We start from the raw sequence: 18,887 nt of genomic DNA, 5'->3' as shown, positions 1-18,887 counted from the left end.
AACCCCTGTCTCTCTGTTATATTTCCGGTACTGTATAACGAACTCACCCGCGACTAAACAGGCCTGACTCCCGGAATGCTGAGAAACCGACGCCCACTGAACCCGGAGCACGAGCAAACACATCTTCCGATGGGTGGGCTGATCCGCAAACGGGTAAAACGGCTTTTCCTAATTCTGGCGGGCCTGCTAAGTACCCAAGTCCTGATAATGTGGAATGTCGAAGATCTCAGCCTCTTCGAATCCATATGGATCACCATGACCACCGTATCAACGGTTGGCTATGGCGACTTCGCACCGAAAACAACCTTAGGGCGCTTAAGCACCATCCTGATCATGTTTGTCGGCGCCATCACTTTGCTGACTCTCATTGTCAGTGACTTTATCGAGTACCGGTTCTACCGCCGGGAACGCATTCTGACCGGACGCTGGATCTATAAAATGAAAGGCCACATCATTGTTATAAATACCCCGAAACACGGGGGCGAGCAGTACTTCATGCGTTTTGCTTCCCAAATTCGCTCGATACCCGAGTACGAAACTATCCCAATCATGCTTCTGACCAGGCAGTTTCCACAAGGACTGCCTACTGAGCTTGCCGATATGGGCCTCATTCACTACCACGGCTCTGGTTTCGAACCGGAGGCGCTGAAGGCAGTGCACGCGGGCAGTGCTCGGCACATCGTAGTGCTGGCCTCAGACGAGACGGATTTGCAGTCAGACAGCCTGACGTTCGACATTGCCCACCGGCTCAGCGAACAGAACCTGGCCTGCAATACCACACTGGAATGCGTGGAAGACGGTAATCGGGGGCGCTTCAAGGCTCTGGGCATTCGCACGATAATACGGCCGGTGCGAACCTACCCGGAAATCATGGTGCGCTCGGTGGTGGCGCCGGGGTCAGAAAAGGTTCTGGAGGACATGTTCAACTATGAGCACGACCACCCGCACCGTTACGATCTGAAGCTGGACGACCTGAATTGGGCCGACATCGTCAGCGCGCTGATACGCCATGACATCGGAACCGCGCTGGCCTACATCGATAACGACAATGAAATTATCTGTCACCCCTCAACCCATGACGAAATTGAGGGGAGCGGCCTGATCGTACTGGTAAAATCGACAGACACACCAGGCGTGGAAGTAGTTCAGGAAGCCCTGGACCGGTACCGGGATTTCCTGGCTCGGTGGCATGAAAGCAATGGCAAAGCAGACGACCGCAAGGCCGACATGCCGTAGTTTTTCGCCTTATTCACTCGCGATGGCCAGCTGCAATTGTCCGAGCACTGGCTCGCGAGCAAGATCGGCAATGCGCGCGCCTCGTTGAAGTGCGGTTTCAACCATCTGCAGCGATTCGCTCACGCCTTCCTTTGCCGCCCTGGCCCTGACTTCGGTCAGATTCCAGCGACTTATCGGACATGGCTGACCGACTAGACACGACTGGCTCAGCCCATGCAGGAAATCGCTCACCGACAGGACTTCATTGTCGGGCGGCCCTGGAAAGTCTGGTTCGTGTAGTCCAGCCAGGTAATAGCCCTGCTCCGCTTTACTCACCAGATTAAGAAAGACCGGAACCTGCTCGGCCAGCTTTTTGGCCCAGACGAGCAACGCCGCCGAATCGCCAGCCTTGAGTTCCAACTCCAGCTCATTCAGGGGTAACTGTCGCGTGCCACTCACAATCTGACCACGATCAATCGCGACTTCGATGCTGGTCTTCCCGTCCAGAATCATTACAACCTGGCGTTCGAAGTTGGTTTCGAATACCGGCCGAAGGTCGGCAATGTTAACGCGATCAGCCAAAGGCGTATCGGCCAGCAGAACCAGATTAAGGTCTGTCGAAGGCAACGGCCACTCCCACTCCTCGCGCCGATGGCTCCGCCGACAAAATCACCCTGGGTTTTCAGCGTCTGGATATAACGATCGCCAGCCTGGCGCACTCGCAGTGCTGCCCTCTGCCCATTGAGGGCAGCATCCCGCGTGTCGTAGTAAATATTTACCAGGGTCTTCACCGGCCCAAGACTAGCCTCCTGCTGACTCCGCAGCCAGGCCAAAGCCCGCTCTAAAGCCTCATCTGTCAGCGTCAGTTTGATCTCCAGCTCTTCTGCCATATCTGCGCTCCCGGTCGTTTCGATCATTTCAGAATACATAAAAAAACCGGCGACCCGAAAGGTCGCCGGTTTTCGACTAAATCTGAACTAGCTGGTTAGCTGATCAGAAGTAGTAAACAGCACCAACAGCTGTACGAGTTTTCTGATCGGCACCCACGGCGTACTCATTGTCATTGTCAGCAGAGTAGAAGAAGCTCTCGACATAGACGTACATGTGATCAGAGACGTTGTGCAGCGCCTGCAGGGCGATCACATCTTCTTTGTCACCGTTGGACGCACCCGGCGCATCGTCCTCAACCACTTGGTAGGCGGCAGAGAACTGATTAGCTCCCATGCTGTAAACACCAATTACACCAAACTCCTTGCTTACGTCTTTGCGAGTCTGATACTCACCGGTAACGCTTACATTGTCCATGGAGTATGTCGCGCGCACACCATAGGTGTTCTCATTGTTGTCATCCAGCTCAGCGGGATCAACAACCTCTCCATCAAATCCGTCTTTGGAGTAGCCGGTATTACCATCATTGGAGTCCATGGCAACCGCCAGTTCGAAAGCATCTACAGCGTAGGTGGCTGCCAACTGGTAAGGATAGGACTTGCTCTCAGCATCAGTCTCACCGTTGATCTGGACAGCAGCTCCCAATGTCAAACCGCCGAAGGATGGAGTCTTATACTGGATCAGGTCGCCTTCGCCCGTGGTGTAGCTACCGTCCAGGCCCGTTCCGATCTCGTGAAAGTTAGCGATCTTTGCAATTGAACTCTCGTACAGAGAGTCGTCCGAACCGACCCACAGCTGACCAAAGCCGTCGCCCATCACGCCGACGTAGGCTTCATCTAAGGAATCGATACCTGAGCTGGAAGCTTTGTTATTTGCGTTGATGCCTTCAAGCTCCAACTTAAGGAAACCGGTCAGGCCAGGCATGATTTCATGATCATGCTTCACACCCAAGGTGGTTCCATTGTCGAAATGGTCGAGACCAGAGCCACTGCCGTCGATGTCTGTGTAGTCAACGGCGTACTGGATGTTACCGTAAACCTGCGGCATGGAATCCATCTTGGCTGCCAGCTCAGAAGCGGACATGTTGCCGTCTGCTGCGAAGGCTGCGCCAGAGAAGGTCGCGGCTGCAATAGCGGATGCGATGAGCGTTTTTTTCATTTTGCGTCTTCCTTTTTGAGTTAACTCAGGTTTTAGCGACGGGTTTTTGTCCCGATTTTGTAAGGCACTACCAGTCTTCGCTGGATAGGCCCGATTCTGTATTACCCCTATGTCAGTTTCATGACACCCAGGATAACTTTTCTTCTAGTTATTAAGATCCGCCTCCCAGCAGATCTTTTCAGCTCAGTCACTTACAGGTCTTTGTTAAAGCCCTGCATGATGAACCTGTTTTAATACAAGCCATCTGTTTTTGCAAACTTTTAGCGTTGCATTTTTAGCTCGTTTTGCACCAGAAAGGCAAGTGTTTATGCGATCCAGCACTCAGAAGCCATCTGACGTTCTTTTTACAATATTGGGGCCAAACTTATTTTAACCCTTTAAAATCAGAATCTTAAAAATTACAAATCTGTTACTTAACCTCTGACCTCATGATGAGGCGCTGTTAGACGCACCAATCAAATACACCAGAGGCTGGCTCGCCTCATCATGGAGCAGAGCGCGATTCTTACCAAAACCTTGCTCATCCCTTAACCTCCAGCATGAAGGTTACCGGGCCGTCATTAACAAGCCGCACTTTCATATCCGCACCGAACCTACCCTCGGCTACGCGCTCGCTGCCAAGCTCAGCCTGTGCAGTCGCTATAAACGTGCGATAGAGCGTTTCTGCCAAATCAGGAGCAGCCGCACTGGAGAAACCGGGGCGTGTGCCCGAGGCCGTGTCGGCAGCAAGGGTAAATTGGGGGACAACAAGAAGCTCGCCACCGGTATCCAGCAGACTCCGGTTCATGCGGCCCTGGTCATCAGGAAACACTCGATAGGTAAGTATCTTTTGGCACAGCTCCCTGGCCTGTGCATCCGCATCGCCACGTTCAACGCCTAACAACAGAAGCAGGCCCGCCCTGATGGCACCAACCTGTTGATTGCTCACGACGACACTGGCTTCCGATACTCGCTGGATAAGCTTTCATGCACTTCTCTAGGAATTGTTAAGCGGGAGAATGTCGAATGGCTACTGAGTCTATCGGCAGGATTAACGAACCGCAACCATCAAAAAGTACGACTAGCTCGCACTTTCTCCAGATTTGGCGACGACCTCTTCAACCCCCCGGATCAGGGCATCAACTATTGCGGGTTCAGAGGCAGAATGCCCGGCGTCCCGGATAATCCGAAGATCTGCTCCGGGCCAGGCCTTGCTTAACGCGAGCGCGTTATCCAGCGGGCAGACCATGTCGTAGCGGCCATGGACGATAATGCCCGGAATATCCGCCAGCGTGTGCGCCTCCCGCACGATCTGATCTGGCTCAAGGAAGGCCTTGTTCATGAAGTAATGACACTCGATGCGTGCAAGGGCGATGGCAACGTGCGGATGCCCAAAATGCTCCACCACCCTCGGATTAGGATGCAATGTAGCGCAGCGCCCTTCCCAGACGGACCAGGCCTTGGCTGCCTGAATTTGTTCCAATTCGTTAGCGCTGGTTAGTCTTTTGTAATAGGCCGCGACCATGTCGCCCCGTTCTTCGACGGGTATCTGGGTTTCAAAATCCTGCCAGTAGTCCGGAAACACCCGGCTGGCGCCATCCTGATAAAACCATTGAATATCGCGAGGACGGCACAGGAAGATGCCCCGCAGCACCAGCCCGAGGACTCGCTCCGGATGAGTCTGCGCATACACCAGGCTGAGGGTAGAACCCCAACTACCGCCGAACAGCAGCCACTTATCGACACCCAAAAAAGAGCGCACCGTTTCCATATCCTCGATGAGCTTGTCCGTGCTATTACCCTCAAGCTCAGCCAAAGGTGAGGAGCGCCCTGCCCCGCGCTGATCCATCAGGATTATGCGGAACCGCTCGGCATCGAAGAAGCGCCGGTGAAAGTCCTCGCAACCACCACCGGGCCCACCGTGTACCACCAGCACGGGGATGCCCTCCGGGTTCCCGCTCTCTTCCACATACAGTTCATGGGGTGGGTCCACCGCAATGCGGTGCTGGGCATTGGGCTTGATGTCGGGATAGAGGGTGAGCATGACGCGATCCGGCAAAGGTTTAACCGGAGTTTAGCTGATATGAACAAAAAGGGGCGGATCAAACCTGATCCGCCCCTTTGAAATTCCTACTGGAATTTACTTCTTCTTGGCGCGCTTGCGCTCGTTCTCCGTCAACAACTTCTTACGCAGGCGGATGGACTTGGGCGTCACCTCTACCAGCTCGTCGTCATCGATGAACTCGAGCGCCTGCTCAAGAGTGAACTTGATCGGCGGCACCAGGCCAATAACCTCGTCCTTGCCCGAAGCACGCATGTTGTCGAGCTTCTTGCCTTTGGTCGGGTTCATGACCATGTCGTTGTCACGGCTGTGAATGCCGCACAACTGACCTTCGTAGATTTCCTGGCCTGGATCCAGGAACAGCTTGCCGCGACTCTGCAGGGTTTCCAGCGAGTAAGTCAGCGCTGTACCTGTTGCCATGGACACCAGAACACCGTTTTGGCGGCTGGTGACGTCACCGACCTTGATCGGGCCGTAATGGCTGAAGGTGGACGTCAGGATACCGGTACCTGAAGTCATGGTCAGGAAGGTGTTACGGAAGCCAATCAGGCCACGGGCCGGGATGGTGTAATCAAGACGCATGCGCCCTTTTCCGTCCGGAACCATGTTGGTCAGGTCGCCCTTACGCAGACCCATCTGCTCCATGACAGGACCCTGGTGCTGCTCTTCAATGTCGACGATGACATTTTCGTACGGCTCCTGCTTCACGCCGTCAATTTCGCGAATGACTACTTCCGGGCGGCCAACCGCCAGCTCGAAGTTCTCACGACGCATGTTCTCGATCAGAACCGACAGGTGCAGCTCGCCACGACCGGACACTTTGAATTTGTCGGCAGACTCGCCTTCCTCCACACGCAGGGCTACGTTGTGCAGCAACTCTTTTTCCAGACGCTCTTTAATGTTGCGGCTGGTCACGTACTTGCCCTCTTTACCTGCGAAGGGCGAGTCGTTGACCTGGAAGGTCATGGAAACAGTCGGCTCGTCGACGGTCAGTGCCGGCAGCGCTTCAACCTGGGACTGATCACACAGGGTATCGGAGATAAACAGCTCATCCATACCGCTGACGCAAACAATGTCGCCCGCTTGGGCTTCATCAACTTCAACCCGCTGCAGACCGGAGTGACCCATGATCTTGAGGATACGACCGTTGCGCTTCTTGCCGTCGGCGCCAATGGCGGTTACCGGAGAGTTGGTCTTGATCTTACCCCGCGCGATGCGGCCGATACCGATCACGCCCAGGAAGCTGTTGTAGTCCAGCTGGGAGATCTGCATCTGGAACGGGCCGTCCATATCAACGTTCGGCGCGGGCACGTGGTCGACGATGGCCTGGAATACAGCATCCATGTTGTCGTCGAGGTTTTCGTGATCCATACCGGCGATGCCGTTCAGGGCGCTGGCGTAAACAATCGGGAAGTCCAACTGTTCATCGGTGGCACCGAGGGCGTCAAACAGATCGAATACCTGATCCACTACCCAATCCGGACGCGCACCCGGACGGTCGATCTTGTTCACGATAACAATAGGACGCAGGCCGGCTGCGAATGCTTTCTGAGTTACAAAGCGGGTTTGCGGCATCGGGCCATCGATAGAATCGACCACCAGCAACACGCAATCCACCATGCTCATCACCCGCTCCACTTCGCCGCCAAAATCGGCGTGGCCCGGGGTGTCGACGATGTTGATATCGTACTCATTCCATTTCAGGGCCGTGTTCTTGGCCAGAATGGTGATACCACGCTCTTTCTCCTGGTCGTTGGAATCCATAACGCGCTCGTTTTCGAGCTCTTTACGATCCAACGTGCCGGATTGGCGCAGCAGTTTGTCAACGAGGGTCGTCTTACCATGGTCGACGTGCGCGATGATGGCGATATTACGAAGCTTTTCAATCACAACTATAATCCTGCGGCATGCTTTCTTTGACCTGAGAGGGTCTTAAGGAGGTAAAACCTCTCACATGCCGTCTCAAATCCGTAAAGTGAACCCATTGTCCGATACCGGGCGGCATCGGCGCGTCCCAGCCAGCTAAAAAGGTCCGGGAGCAAATGAGGCGGCGGGCAGTATATCGAAAAGTCCACACTGATTATATGCAGATAAACGACTATATCTGCGCCGAGCGGCTGCACCACAAGTGATCACGGCCGGCTAATTACGCACCACACTGGTGCGCTTACCGGTTGAGCTTGCGCCAGAACAAAGCCCTACCATACCCATAAAAGCGCTGCAGGCCGCACCACTGTGCGCTTCTGGCGCACGCCCCAAAAATTGGCAAGCGCCTTGCTTTACCCAAGTCAGCCGAAATTTGCAGGTAAGTGGCTGGGGCTTTTGCTAAGCTGCAATGCCTGAATAAAAGATCGGATATCAGTCACACTGAACGATCCGGCAAAACGAACACGTATTTGCCCGCCAACGCGGGATAACTAACGGAGCATGCACAATGTCCAAGACAATTGATCTGATCAAAGAACACGAAGTGAAGTGGGTAGACATGCGCTTCACCGACAGCCGTGGTAAAGAGCAGCACGTGACCCTGCCTGCCTCAGAGGTAGACGAGGACTTCTTCGCAGACGGCAAGATGTTCGACGGCTCTTCAATCTCTGGTTGGAAAGGCATCAACGAATCCGACATGATTCTGATGCCAGACGATTCCAGCTCCGTCCTGGACCCGTTCACCGAAGAAACCACTCTCAACATCACCTGCGACATCGTTGAGCCTTCAACCATGCAAGGTTATGAGCGCGACCCGCGTTCTGTTGCCCGTCGTGCTGAAGAGTACCTGAAGTCTACCGGCATCGCCGATGGCGCCCTTTTTGGCCCGGAGCCGGAGTTCTTCGTATTTGACTCGGTCAAGTGGGAAGTAGACATGAAAGGTGCTGGCTACTCCATCCACTCCGAAGAAGCCGCTTGGGTTTCTGGCGAAGATTTCGACCGCAACAACATCGGTCACCGCCCGGGTGTTAAAGGCGGTTACTTCCCGGTTCCTCCGGTCGACAGCTGCATGACCTGCGTGGCGCTATGTGTGCCGCCATGGAGTCCATGGGTCTGGAAATCGAAGTACACCACCACGAAGTGGGTACAGCTGGCCAGTGTGAAATTGGTGTTGGCGCCAACACCCTGACCAAGAAAGCCGACGAAGTACAGATCCTGAAGTACTGCGTACACAACGTTGCCCACGCCTACGGCAAAACCGCCACCTTCATGCCGAAGCCGGTAGTGGGTGATAACGGTTCAGGCATGCACGTTCACATGTCCCTGAGCAAAGACGGCAAGAACCTGTTTGCCGGCGACAGCTACGCGGGCCTGAGCGAAGCGGCTCTGTACTACATCGGTGGTGTTATCAAGCACGCCAAGGCCATCAACGCCTTCACCAACAGCTCCACCAACTCTTACAAGCGTCTGGTTCCGGGCTTCGAAGCTCCGGTTATGCTGGCCTACTCTGCCCGTAACCGCTCTGCTTCTATCCGTATCCCGTACGTGAACAGCCCGAAAGCACGTCGCATCGAAGTACGCTTCCCGGACGCCTCTGCCAACCCGTACCTGGCCTTCGCGGCCTGATGATGGCTGGCCTCGACGGCATCCAGAACAAGATCCACCCTGGCGATGCATGGACAAGGATCTGTACGACCTGCCGAAGGAAGAAGCACTGAACATTCCGGTTGTTGCCGAAACTCTGGCAGAAGCACTGGATTGCCTGGAAGCAGACCACGAGTTCTTGACCCGTGGCGGCGTCTTCACTGAAGACATGATCCAGGGCTACGTGGACCTGAAGCGCGGCGAAGTAGAGCGCCTGAACATGACCACTCACCCGGTCGAGTTCGAGCTGTACTACTCTTGCTAAGCAGTCTGCTCTGCTAGAACAAACCGGCCCCTCCGGTTTGTGACGAAGCCCCGCCCAGTGCGGGGCTTTTTTATGGCCTAATTAAAAGTGTCTGCCGTCCTTAACGATATGTAACTAACAACCTGCCTCAAGGGCGTTGAAATGACGTCGGGGGCCGCAGATAATCGAATAAAACATCAACACAGGTGTGCTTATGAAACCAAGGACCGGACTATTCGCCGCAGCCCTGATCCTGCTAACCGGCCCTGCGGTCGCAGAGGTTTACCGGAATGTGGATGCCCAAGGCAATGTCACCTTCTCCGACGAACCGACGAAGGGCTCCAAGGCCGTGGAGGTCAAGCCCGTCACCACCGTGACTCTACCGAAGCCGCAAAATGTGCGCGAAACCGACAAGCTGCGTGAAGAAGTCAAACGCGAAGGTTCGGTGTACGACAGCGTTGGCTTCGCCTACCCCGAAAACAATCAGGCCTTTCACAGCGGCAGCGGCGATATCCAGTTTGAAGTCCGCAGCACTCCGGGCCTTCAGGCCGGCCATAAGTACGAGGTCACCCTGGACGGACAACCGGTAGGCCAGAGCACTTCAGGCTCTGTAAGCGTCCGCAATGTGTTTCGTGGCACTCACGATGCCCGCGTACACATCGTTGATGAAAACGGTGTTCAGGTGAAAACCGGCCCGGCCATCAGTTTTACTGTTCATCGCCCGTCCGTCGCCAACTAAGCTCTCGCACTATTTTGGTGCGCTCGCACCACAAACACGCCATACTCTGACCAGCAACAGGGCGCAACTGCCGGGCTGGTCACCTACTTCCCTCGACTGACGCACCAGCGTACGGCACAGCTCGGCGCTGTTTGACGCACATGCCCGCAGTTTGCCCACTCTTTTTGCCCTGACCTTCAAAGTGGTTCGCTTCTTGCAGAATCGCAAAGATAGGAAGGTCATCACACTCACAATGTCGAACCAACGGGATTGATACATGGCATTGCCCACGGCCACCACAAATGGCGACAAGCGCATCCTGGACAGCCTGACCACAGCAGTCCTGGTTCTGGAGGAAGGCCTGAAGATCAGTTACTTCAATCCGGCCGCAGAAAGCCTGTTCGAAACCAGCATGACCCGGAGCCAGGGTCAGATGTTCGATGACATTCTGATTGATTCCGAAGACGCCCTGAAAACCCTCCATGCTGCCGCTGAAAATGGCCAATCCTACACCCGCCGCGAGGCCGAATTCGTGCTGGCCAGCGGCTCACGATTGACGGTGGACTACTCGGTAACCCCCACCAACCTGGACCCGGTTGAACTGCTGGTCGAAATTCAGCCCCGGGACAGATTGCTCAGAATCAGCCGGGAAGAGGACATTATCTCGCAGCAGGAAACCACCCGGATTCTGGTGCGCGGCATGGCCCACGAGATCAAAAACCCGCTGGGCGGCATCCGCGGTGCAGCACAACTGCTCGACCGCGAACTCAATGACGACGGCCAGCGCGAATACACTCAAGTCATCATCGACGAGGCCGATCGCCTGCGTAGTCTGGTCGACCGCATGCTTGGCCCGAACAAGGCCCTCAAGCTGGCTGAAACCAACGTGCATGAGGTGCTGGAACGGGTTGGCACATTGCTGGAAGCTGAAAGCAAAGGTCGCCTTTTATTCCGCCGGGACTACGACCCAAGCATTCCAGAATTCCCAGGCGACAAGGAACAACTGATTCAGGCGTTCCTGAACATCGCCCGCAATGCTATGGAGGCGGCCTTTGAGAACCAGACCGGTCACCGGGATGAAGCACCGCCCACTATCACATTCCGAACCCGGGCCCTGCGCCAGTTCACCATCGGTAACCGGCGCCATCGTTTGGTCTGCCGGGTCGACGTGATCGATAACGGGCCGGGCATTCCGCCGGATCTACTGCAAAACATCTTCTACCCAATGATCAGTGGCCGAGCTAGTGGCACCGGCCTGGGGCTATCCATCACCCAAAGCATCATTGGGCAACATCGCGGTCTGGTCGAGTGCGAAAGCGAGCCCGGCCGAACCGACTTCATCATTTTCCTGCCTTTGGAGGAAACCCCATGAGCCAACCGGCAAACGTCTGGATCATAGACGACGATCGCAGTATTCGCTGGGTGCTGGAGCGCGCCCTTAACCAGGCCGGTTTGCAGCCCCGGGTTTTCGAGAGTGGCGAGAGCATCATGATGCGTCTCGAACACGAACAACCAGACGCCATCATCAGCGATATCCGGATGCCCGGCGTTGATGGCATTACCCTGTTGTCCCAGATTGTTGAGGCTCATCCCGATCTGCCGGTGATCATCATGACCGCGCATTCGGACCTTGAGAGCGCAGTGACCAGTTACCAAACCGGCGCCTTCGAGTACCTGCCCAAGCCGTTCGATGTGGATGACGCCGTTGCGCTGGCCAAACGGGCCGTAGCCCACAGCCATGAGAAAAAAGCCAGTGCCGAGCCGCTTGCCGAAAGCGCCCAGCGCAATACCGAGATCATCGGCGAAGCCCCTGCTATGCAGGAGGTCTTTCGCGCCATTGGCCGGCTGTCACACTCCAACATCACGGTGCTGATCAACGGTGAGAGCGGCACCGGTAAAGAGCTGGTTGCCCAGGCGCTGCACAATCACAGCCCGCGCGCCAAGCATCCGTTTATTGCCCTGAACATGGCCGCCATCCCGAAAGACCTGATTGAATCCGAACTGTTCGGGCATGAGAAAGGCGCATTCACCGGCGCCGGCGCGGCACGTCAGGGACGGTTTGAGCAGTCCAACGGTGGCACCCTGTTCCTGGATGAAATTGGCGACATGCCCGCCGACACCCAGACCCGTCTGTTGCGGGTACTCGCCGACGGCGAGTTCTACCGGGTCGGCGGCACCACCCCAATCAAAGTGGATGTGCGCATCATCGCCGCCACGCACCAGGATCTGGAGAGGCTGGTTCAGGCCGGTTCCTTCCGGGAGGATCTGTTTCACCGATTGAATGTTATCCGGGTGCATCTACCAAGTTGGCAGAACGGCGTGAAGACATTCCCCGGTTGATGCAGCACTTCCTGAAGCGGGCAGCCAAGGAACTGGCGGTAGAGTCGAAAATCCTCCGCCCAGACGCGGAGGAATACCTCACCACCCTGCCCTGGCCCGGCAACGTCCGCCAGCTGGAAAACACCTGTCGCTGGCTGACAGTAATGGCCAGTGGCCGCGAGATCCACATCGATGACCTGCCACCAGAACTGCTGCACCAGGCGGAAACACCCTCCGTGGGCACCACCTGGCAGGAAGGCCTGCGCAACTGGGCCGAACAGGAACTGAAGCGGGGCAAGAAAGGTATTCTCGACAATGCGATACCCGAATTCGAGAAGATCATGATTGAAACCGCCCTGAAGCACACCGGCGGCCGACGCCGGGATGCCTCCGTGCTACTGGGCTGGGGCCGCAACACCCTGACGCGGAAGATCAATGAGTTGGGGCTGGACCACCCCGAAGGAGATGACGATTGAGCCACCGGGCTCGTTTTTCAGGGGCAGTCTGAGAGGGCTGCCCCTTTTTTTGTGGCCTGCTGGCCGGCTGGACGCCTAAGCGCAGGGCCGGCGCTAACGCTCTTGCCAGTAGATCACGCGATCGTGGCCGCGATAAACGCCGAATGTGGCGAGTGCAGATGGGTTTTCGAGGCCACCATCGCCATCAAAATCGCCCTTTAGCCAGCTAGGCACGCCGAAGGTTACGCTAACGTCGCCTGTGTTTCCCTGCCCAGGAGCGGTGAGTTTGAGTTCGCTGCCAGACGGCGGCACCCCGGACGCCAGAGTGTCAGCCTTTGAGTCGACCGAGGTGCTGCCACCGGACAGCCCCGAGTCATCCAGCACCACGTCTGCCCCGGTATTGTAGGCCCAACAACTATCTGCCGCGTTGAGCGCGAAAGCGGCTCCTGTATAGTACTCGGCATTGAACGGCACTGTGAGACCGGAAATTTCCGGCCCATAAGCGTTTTCAAGGTTCAATCGGCCGTATCGAACATCAAATCCGAAAGAAGGCCTGACGTTAACCGGTGTCTGAGGCGCTGCGGACACCATGTCAGAATCCATCAGGGCGCTCAGCGCAATGGAGTAGTCGGGGGTAAACGGGGCTACTCTCGAATCCACAGCCTTGTCAAAACTCAGGGTATCTGAGGCGGAAAAAACGTACTGCACTCTTCCAGCGCCGAGGTTCGATAACGCCATCCCGGAGAGCGTCGCGGTAACCGGGAACGGATCGCCCTGTGCATCAATGGCCGAGCTGTCAGAGGCGGCGGGCGCTCTGATGAGATCAAGCTCATCCAGTTTCATGAAGCCACCCCTGGTATAGTTTTGCGCTACGCCACCGGAGACCGTGCGCGCTTCCGCGATAATGATTGGCGCAAAACCGCTTTCCCAACTCAGGTCCTGGCCGGTGTAGGCAAAATCAGCAGCACCCGCTGTGCAGAAAGGCTCAACGATGCCCTGCTCCGAGACCGTGATGTCGAACCTAGCCGGAATAAATCGACCAACGTAGTCAAGCCGCGTGCCGATTACATCCTCTGTTCCAAGATAACCAGACCCCGCGGCCAGACGCGGCGTCAGCGCGAAAATGCCAACCTCGGGCCAACTGAATTCACCGCAAGCGGAACCCGCCGCGGCCGCGCTTCCGTCACAGGCCTCTCCAAAGGCACCAAAAGAGCCCTTAACGAACGGGGCATCGCCGCCAGCAGGAGCCACCAACGACGATTCAAGGCGAACCGATTCGGGCGTGGCTTCCTGGCCAAAGTTAGGCGTCTGGTCGCCGTTTGCATTGAGTGCGGAAACGGTAACCTCAAAGGCCTCTCCAGCCGCGGTAAACACGCCGCCATTGGCATCAGTCGCCCCCGGATTACCGGGAACATCAAGCAGAAAACGATCGGGGCGCACTACAAATTCGGTTGTGCCTGCCATTACCAGACCCTCATCGCCGTTGGCGGAACTGCCCTCGTATCGGGCATTCAGGGATAGCCGCCCAACATCCGGATAGGACAGATCAAACGTTGCAATGCCATTTGCGTTGAACTGAAGTTCAATACCGGTGCCGGGGCTGGTTTGAGAAATCGAGTCAGAATCCACACTGACCGACGTACTTCCCGTCGCGGGGTCAGAGTAGCCAGACCAGAAGCCGACCTCGCGAGTTTCATTCGAAAACCCGGGCACGCACTGCTGACTGTCGTCGTCCTTGCGCACCGCTGCAATGGTACTGGCTGTAGTGACGGCGGCAATGTGATCGGGCACGTTAATGACAAAGCCGGTGTCAAAAAAGTCCATCTCACAGGTTTCAGTTCCGCCATTGAAGCAACGCGTCAGCTCCTGGGCCGATGGGTTCACCGCGTTAGCGTCGAGACTGATGGTGGATGGCTGAGTAACGCTGAGATCGACATCCGTTCTGCCGGTGAAGGTGACCGGGTTTGGCGTCCAGCCATCAAAAGGAGACGTTAACTCCACCTCCACGGGCTCCCCAAACAATTCCGAACAATCCTCATTGGCGCAGGCCGAGACGGTTATTTGCGACGATGAACAGGTCAACCCTTCCCCTGGGTGGGAAAGCCTGATGTGGTTGGGACCAAAACCTGAACAGGGGAAGGCACGGCTCATTTCCGCCATAATCTCGGCCTCAGTTAGCGCGACGCCATAAATCCTGAACTCGTCGATGCGCCCCTGCCAACGATCGCCTTTTGCGCCTTCACCAATATCGAGACGCTCTATACTGGCAAGCGCGCCGGTCCCTCCACTGCCCCGAGTTCCAGAGGTCTCAACTTCTGCTCCGTCCACGTAGACTTTGATCTCACCTTGGGTTGTCCAGGTCATGGCGACATGTTGCCACTGGTCTTGAACCATAACGTCAGAGACGGTTTCAACCTGGAGGCATTCGTCAGTGGCGTCGCACTCGTCGGTGAAGACACTGGCTTTGATGACGTTGTTGCCGTCGCCATACAATCCGTCCGTGTCGTAGCGCAGTCCCAAGCGGTTGTCTTGACCGCTTGGGTCGTCAGTGAAAAAGACCCCTCGATCGTTTCCAGCGAGCTCGTCCGTGTTGTAAACCCAGGCCATCACGGTGATGGCCTCCAATCCATTCAGATAATCGCCGGCGTTTGTGTCGGTAACAAGATCATCTACGCCATCGAAGTCACCGTAGCGGCAGGTCCCGGGGTTACCAGCAATTGCCGGATCTTCAATGCGGGTAATAAGCCCCCCTCCAGAAGTGGCATTATTACCATTAACGCTGGTATCTATTATTTCCCCAGAACTCCCGTCGAGGGACGTCTGCTCCAACCGATATTCCACAAGCGGTCCGGGCGAGCACTTCACGACATCTGACCAGCTCGTTCCCACGGCGACCTGACCTATCTGAAAGGCATCATCGCCAGAAAAATTGGTTGCGCGCACGCCAATCCTGGAAACTCTCTCAACTGGTTGTTCGTTGAGCTGCGTTGGGCAGACACGGTGGTAGGTGGGCTTGGGCCACATGCAGGGTTAACCCAGAGCTTGGCGTTACTGAAGTAATCTTCCGTGCCTTGGTGTACTGAGCAACCAGCAGATAGGTCTCACCCACCTCGATGTCCGTTGCATAGTCGGCGGTCTGGTCGAGGCGAACGAAAAAGTCGTTTACCCCACCGCTACCTTCGTTGACTTTCAGACCGAACTGAGGAGACGCGCCAAACCCGGAGTTTTCAACCCAAAATCCGACGAAATCATTATTCGTTGGATCACCATTGAAGCGAACCAACATACTCAAAAACACCGAATCGCCGCTGAACGTCCCGTCGAGCGGGCGTGTAACCACCTCGTTACCGTTGCCGGCTATCTCGAGCGAGGTCGCTGAGCGTATTCTGCGGTCTTCCGAATCGACGAATTCGAGGGGGGAGTCGCTGGTATCCACTACAACCTGTCCGTCCTGACCGGTCCAGGGGCCGCCCCAGTTTGAGCCGCCGTCGTTACCGTCGATCGACCCCGGAGAGTAAGATTCAAAATTGTCAAACGCAGGCAGAGTCGCTGGCTGTTCGATCTCGCATAGTTGATCAAAAAGACGGGGATCCAGCGTCTCTGGAACATAGTTCACGTCCGCTTTGTTTTTTTGATCTAATCCATCGTCATCCTCGATAGCGACGATGCCATTGATCTGAACATCGTTTTTCAGCTCTTGCTCGCCTGCAGAGTAAACAACTCCGGTAAAAACGGCCCCTTTTTTGAACTCAACTTTTCCGTCAACTAGCAACAGCAGCTCACCGCGCCGGTCAGAAGAGGCCGGCGTATTGATAATGGAAGAATTGCCGAAACTCACATCACCATCAACAAATATCCGCACTGCCGCTCCCGGCGAGACCGACAACTCGTAACCCTGTGACAACTCCTCTTTTTTGAAATAGTAGTCACCACCGGATAACTCGGCTCCCGAATCTGGCCAGTCATCAGGATCAGGCCAGTCGTCAGAGTCGTAGGTTAAACGCCTATCTTCCGGCAAATCCTCGTTGATTCCGTCGTTTGCCTGAAATACGTCGGTGCACTGTGCGGCTATAGCGTCCAGGTTGAAAAAGACCGCGAATAAAAAAAAACCAATTTTTGCGAAGCTTTGCTTTACCATCATCGCACCCTGACCTCGACAATTCGCTGAGCACTATCAAGCCCGGCACCGCACTGACCCACGCTTTCTATCGAATACACCGTATTACCACCTCCACCTATCGCCGCCGATACTGACTCGCAGCCCAGCGCTGCAGAACAGTTCGAGAGCGCGCCGGCGCCGAAAGTGAAGGGGCTTGAAATGGCACTGCAGCTGTCCGCTTCAAGAACCTTACGTACCGCAATCTGCGCACCCGACTCCGCCGCGTAGAAGGCACGCTGGGACTGTATCTGCAAGCTGACGGACTCACCGCTGGACTGCTGCAATTGAGCCACTCCGATCACGATCAGCGCCAGTACGGTGATGATAAATATCGCCACCGGCAGGCCTGCACCGCGCTGCTTAGAAGCAAGATGTTCAGGGCACATTGCGTATCTGGACCTCCTGGCTGACCGCCGTCGTCTCACCCGATGCGGTGTCCTCCAGAACAAACGAGAAAGACACTACCGCCCCGCGCTGAAGTGTTGGTGGTGTTACTTCGAACGTCAGTGATCCCGGCTGGAGCGTGGCCGTCAGAACCTCCTGGTCGCTTCCCGGCACCGGTGGCCCCGCGGTTATTGACGAGTTTATGCCATAGCTGCTGAACCGATAGAGCCATTGCCCTGACTGGCAAAAGGTGACCGGATCGTCGACAACATAAAATCTTTTTTCAGGAGACTTCTCAGCAAATCGATGGGTGGCGCCGCCGTCGAAGGTCACCGTCACAGGCGATGAGCCGCGGGCATGGTGGCCGGCGGTGATATCGGCCCAGGACTGCTGGTGTCGTACACGCTTTTGCCATAGCCATAAACCACGACCCGCCCACTGGCCGAGCGGCTGGAAGGCAGTGGTACGGCCTCAAATGAATTCGGTGACGCGCCCGATGGGAGGTTTAGGTAGTTAGACGCCGCCGTGATCGGCATCCACTCTAGGCAAGCCCCATTGGCCCTGACCGAGGTCGGCAGGGCTTCTCGAAGCTGCCGGCTGATCTGTTCGCTGATCACTGCACCCGCCAGCGAGCGTTGCTGGCGGGAGCTGACATCAATGGCCCCCTGCGTTGAGAGCGCGACAAACTGAACCGAAATCGTGGCGACGATGGCCAACAGCACGATGACGATGACCAGCTCCACCAGCGTAAAGCCCGTTGAGCGACGCATCAGAAATTCGCCCTGTAAGCGGAGAACACAAAGTCACCACCGCCAGGAATGGTGATGGTCAGGTCAATGCGCTTGGCTTGGGACGAGGGTAAATCGACCCCGGCGTCACCGCCGGCACACTGGACATCCACGGTCACTGTGAACCCCGAATAACCGTCGATGGGGCCAAGTGCGCTGCGCGGCGCTTCGGCATCGATTTCGTTGTAGTCATCGACGTCGTCGTAGGTGCTGCGATCCTCGCTGCCCTCCGGGCCGATATTGCAACCCCCCGTATATCGGGGTTGCCCACCCTGCGGCGTGGCGTCATCGTATTTCTTGGTGATGATCTCATCCATGTACAGCTGGGCCAGCTCCACGGCGCGAGTCTGATTCAATGGGTCGGCGCTGCGGCCGGAAATCAGCGCAAAGGCGCCCACAACGCCGGCAATCGCCACACTGATGATGACGATGGTGATCACCAGCTCAACGAGGGTGGCACCGCGGTGGGCCGGCAGAATCACTGACAGCTCCCGCTATAGACCGCACCCAGAGAACTGAGACAGGTGTTGAAGGTGCTGTCGCCGGAAAAGGTGAAGTCCAGATTGCTGCCTGAGATAGGTGCGCCCTGGCTGTCAAAAGAAACGGTGAGTGGGAGGGTTGCACTGGCGACGCTCAAGGACGTGCCGGCGCGGTCAAGCTCGAATACCCTTGGGACAGCTGTACCAGGACCGACCGTGAAACGAAAGGCATCGCCGCCTTGTTCAATTTGGAGGGTGTTGGCCGGATTGCCCGCCAGCGCTGCCTGTTGGGCTAGCAGCGTGGCGGAGGCGAGTTGTTGAGTGGCCAGGAGCGGAGAGAAGGCAGAGCGGTTGGCGAAAAGGCCAATCCCCAGAGCGGAGACTACTCCGGCAATGATGATCACTGCGACCAGCTCAACCAGAGTGAAGCCTTCCGACTTTGACATGCCCCCAGTCACCAATCTCCCGA

16 protein-coding genes and 2 pseudogenes are annotated in these 18,887 nt (G+C 56.3%); 5 read left to right on the top strand and 13 right to left on the bottom strand.

Translation table 11 applies throughout. The annotated features are described in order from the left end of the window. The first annotated feature begins 75 nt into the window (after positions 1 to 75). Positions 76 to 1,236: a potassium channel protein gene (locus tag AU14_RS13220; RefSeq protein ID WP_041341530.1), complete on the top strand. Its 1,161-nt coding sequence runs from the start codon at positions 76 to 78 to the stop codon at positions 1,234 to 1,236. A 9-nt stretch (positions 1,237 to 1,245) separates the two neighbouring features. Here the strand turns inward: AU14_RS13220 and AU14_RS13215 are convergent, their stop codons facing one another. From AU14_RS13215 to typA, 6 genes are all read right to left on the bottom strand, one after another. Further along, on the bottom strand, positions 1,246 to 1,842 hold the full coding sequence (locus AU14_RS13215) for a CYTH domain-containing protein (protein WP_269079051.1): 597 nt from the start codon (positions 1,840 to 1,842) through the stop codon (positions 1,246 to 1,248). Next, positions 1,728 to 2,105 (bottom strand): CYTH domain-containing protein, encoded by a 378-nt coding sequence (locus AU14_RS22925; RefSeq protein WP_269079050.1) that lies wholly within the window; start codon positions 2,103 to 2,105, stop codon positions 1,728 to 1,730. Before AU14_RS22925 ends, AU14_RS13215 begins: the two co-directional genes overlap by 115 nt. Positions 2,106 to 2,208: 103 nt before the next feature. Continuing rightward, positions 2,209 to 3,261, bottom strand: coding sequence for a porin (locus tag AU14_RS13210; RefSeq protein WP_041341528.1), 1,053 nt, complete (start codon positions 3,259 to 3,261; stop codon positions 2,209 to 2,211). A 520-nt stretch (positions 3,262 to 3,781) separates the two neighbouring features. Next, on the bottom strand, positions 3,782 to 4,219 hold the full coding sequence (gene dtd, locus AU14_RS13205) for a D-aminoacyl-tRNA deacylase (RefSeq protein WP_041341527.1): 438 nt from the start codon (positions 4,217 to 4,219) through the stop codon (positions 3,782 to 3,784). A 102-nt stretch (positions 4,220 to 4,321) separates the two neighbouring features. Continuing rightward, a complete protein-coding gene (gene pip / locus AU14_RS13200) occupies positions 4,322 to 5,284 on the bottom strand; it encodes a prolyl aminopeptidase (protein WP_041341525.1) in 963 nt (320 codons plus the stop codon). A 96-nt stretch (positions 5,285 to 5,380) separates the two neighbouring features. Continuing rightward, on the bottom strand, positions 5,381 to 7,192 hold the full coding sequence (typA, locus tag AU14_RS13195) for a translational GTPase TypA (RefSeq protein WP_041341522.1): 1,812 nt from the start codon (positions 7,190 to 7,192) through the stop codon (positions 5,381 to 5,383). Between the two features lie 544 nt (positions 7,193 to 7,736). Here typA and glnA point away from each other — a divergent pair. From glnA to ntrC, 4 genes and pseudogenes are all read left to right on the top strand, one after another. Further along, a pseudogene (glnA, locus tag AU14_RS23925) lies at positions 7,737 to 9,137 on the top strand (glutamate--ammonia ligase). Between the two features lie 193 nt (positions 9,138 to 9,330). Then, positions 9,331 to 9,855, top strand: coding sequence for a DUF4124 domain-containing protein (locus tag AU14_RS13185; protein WP_041341520.1), 525 nt, complete (start codon positions 9,331 to 9,333; stop codon positions 9,853 to 9,855). 256 nt (positions 9,856 to 10,111) lie between these two features. Further along, positions 10,112 to 11,206, top strand: coding sequence for a nitrogen regulation protein NR(II) (glnL, locus tag AU14_RS13180; RefSeq protein ID WP_041341518.1), 1,095 nt, complete (start codon positions 10,112 to 10,114; stop codon positions 11,204 to 11,206). Continuing rightward, a pseudogene (ntrC, locus tag AU14_RS13175) lies at positions 11,203 to 12,629 on the top strand (nitrogen regulation protein NR(I)). Before glnL ends, ntrC begins: the two are co-directional and overlap by 4 nt. 93 nt (positions 12,630 to 12,722) lie before the next feature. Here ntrC and AU14_RS13170 read toward each other — a convergent pair. The 7 genes from AU14_RS13170 to AU14_RS13145 all read right to left on the bottom strand — a co-directional run bounded on the left by AU14_RS13170 (position 12,723) and on the right by AU14_RS13145 (position 18,864). Further along, entirely contained in the window at positions 12,723 to 15,437 is a 2,715-nt protein-coding gene (locus tag AU14_RS13170; RefSeq protein ID WP_158498320.1) for a LamG domain-containing protein, read from the bottom strand. A 133-nt stretch (positions 15,438 to 15,570) separates the two neighbouring features. Next, complete coding sequence (locus AU14_RS13165) at positions 15,571 to 16,749, bottom strand: hypothetical protein (RefSeq protein WP_148312751.1); 1,179 nt, start codon at positions 16,747 to 16,749, stop codon at positions 15,571 to 15,573. Next, entirely contained in the window at positions 16,746 to 17,153 is a 408-nt protein-coding gene (locus AU14_RS13160) for a hypothetical protein (RefSeq protein WP_041341512.1), read from the bottom strand. The genes AU14_RS13165 and AU14_RS13160 overlap by 4 nt, the downstream gene beginning before the upstream one ends. After that, positions 17,143 to 17,490 (bottom strand): hypothetical protein, encoded by a 348-nt coding sequence (locus AU14_RS21790; protein ID WP_236744071.1) that lies wholly within the window; start codon positions 17,488 to 17,490, stop codon positions 17,143 to 17,145. Before AU14_RS21790 ends, AU14_RS13160 begins: the two co-directional genes overlap by 11 nt. Next, on the bottom strand, positions 17,487 to 17,921 hold the full coding sequence (locus AU14_RS21785) for a PulJ/GspJ family protein (protein ID WP_236744070.1): 435 nt from the start codon (positions 17,919 to 17,921) through the stop codon (positions 17,487 to 17,489). The genes AU14_RS21790 and AU14_RS21785 overlap by 4 nt, the downstream gene beginning before the upstream one ends. Beyond that, positions 17,921 to 18,421: a type IV pilus modification PilV family protein gene (locus AU14_RS13150; RefSeq protein ID WP_330217902.1), complete on the bottom strand. Its 501-nt coding sequence runs from the start codon at positions 18,419 to 18,421 to the stop codon at positions 17,921 to 17,923. Before AU14_RS13150 ends, AU14_RS21785 begins: the two co-directional genes overlap by 1 nt. Then, entirely contained in the window at positions 18,418 to 18,864 is a 447-nt protein-coding gene (locus AU14_RS13145; RefSeq protein WP_041341509.1) for a type II secretion system protein, read from the bottom strand. The genes AU14_RS13150 and AU14_RS13145 overlap by 4 nt, the downstream gene beginning before the upstream one ends. Positions 18,865 to 18,887 lie beyond the last annotated feature (23 nt).

This window comes from Marinobacter similis, assembly GCF_000830985.1.
In the GTDB taxonomy this organism is placed as follows: domain Bacteria; phylum Pseudomonadota; class Gammaproteobacteria; order Pseudomonadales; family Oleiphilaceae; genus Marinobacter; species Marinobacter similis.
The sequence above is the reverse complement of the archived record's forward strand: the minus strand, read 5'-3'. Positions and strand labels throughout refer to the sequence as shown.

Coding starts and splice junctions, on each gene's coding strand:
- glnL (WP_041341518.1), top strand. CDS start 10,112: ATGGCATTGCCCACGGCCACCACAAATGGCGACAAGCGCATCCTGGAC.
- pip (WP_041341525.1), bottom strand. CDS start 5,284: ATGCTCACCCTCTATCCCGACATCAAGCCCAATGCCCAGCACCGCATT.
- AU14_RS13220 (WP_041341530.1), top strand. CDS start 76: ATGCTGAGAAACCGACGCCCACTGAACCCGGAGCACGAGCAAACACAT.
- AU14_RS13210 (WP_041341528.1), bottom strand. CDS start 3,261: ATGAAAAAAACGCTCATCGCATCCGCTATTGCAGCCGCGACCTTCTCT.
- AU14_RS13185 (WP_041341520.1), top strand. CDS start 9,331: ATGAAACCAAGGACCGGACTATTCGCCGCAGCCCTGATCCTGCTAACC.
- AU14_RS21785 (WP_236744070.1), bottom strand. CDS start 17,921: ATGCGTCGCTCAACGGGCTTTACGCTGGTGGAGCTGGTCATCGTCATC.
- AU14_RS22925 (WP_269079050.1), bottom strand. CDS start 2,105: ATGGCAGAAGAGCTGGAGATCAAACTGACGCTGACAGATGAGGCTTTA.
- AU14_RS13160 (WP_041341512.1), bottom strand. CDS start 17,153: ATGTGCCCTGAACATCTTGCTTCTAAGCAGCGCGGTGCAGGCCTGCCG.
- AU14_RS13145 (WP_041341509.1), bottom strand. CDS start 18,864: ATGTCAAAGTCGGAAGGCTTCACTCTGGTTGAGCTGGTCGCAGTGATC.
- AU14_RS13165 (WP_148312751.1), bottom strand. CDS start 16,749: ATGATGGTAAAGCAAAGCTTCGCAAAAATTGGTTTTTTTTTATTCGCG.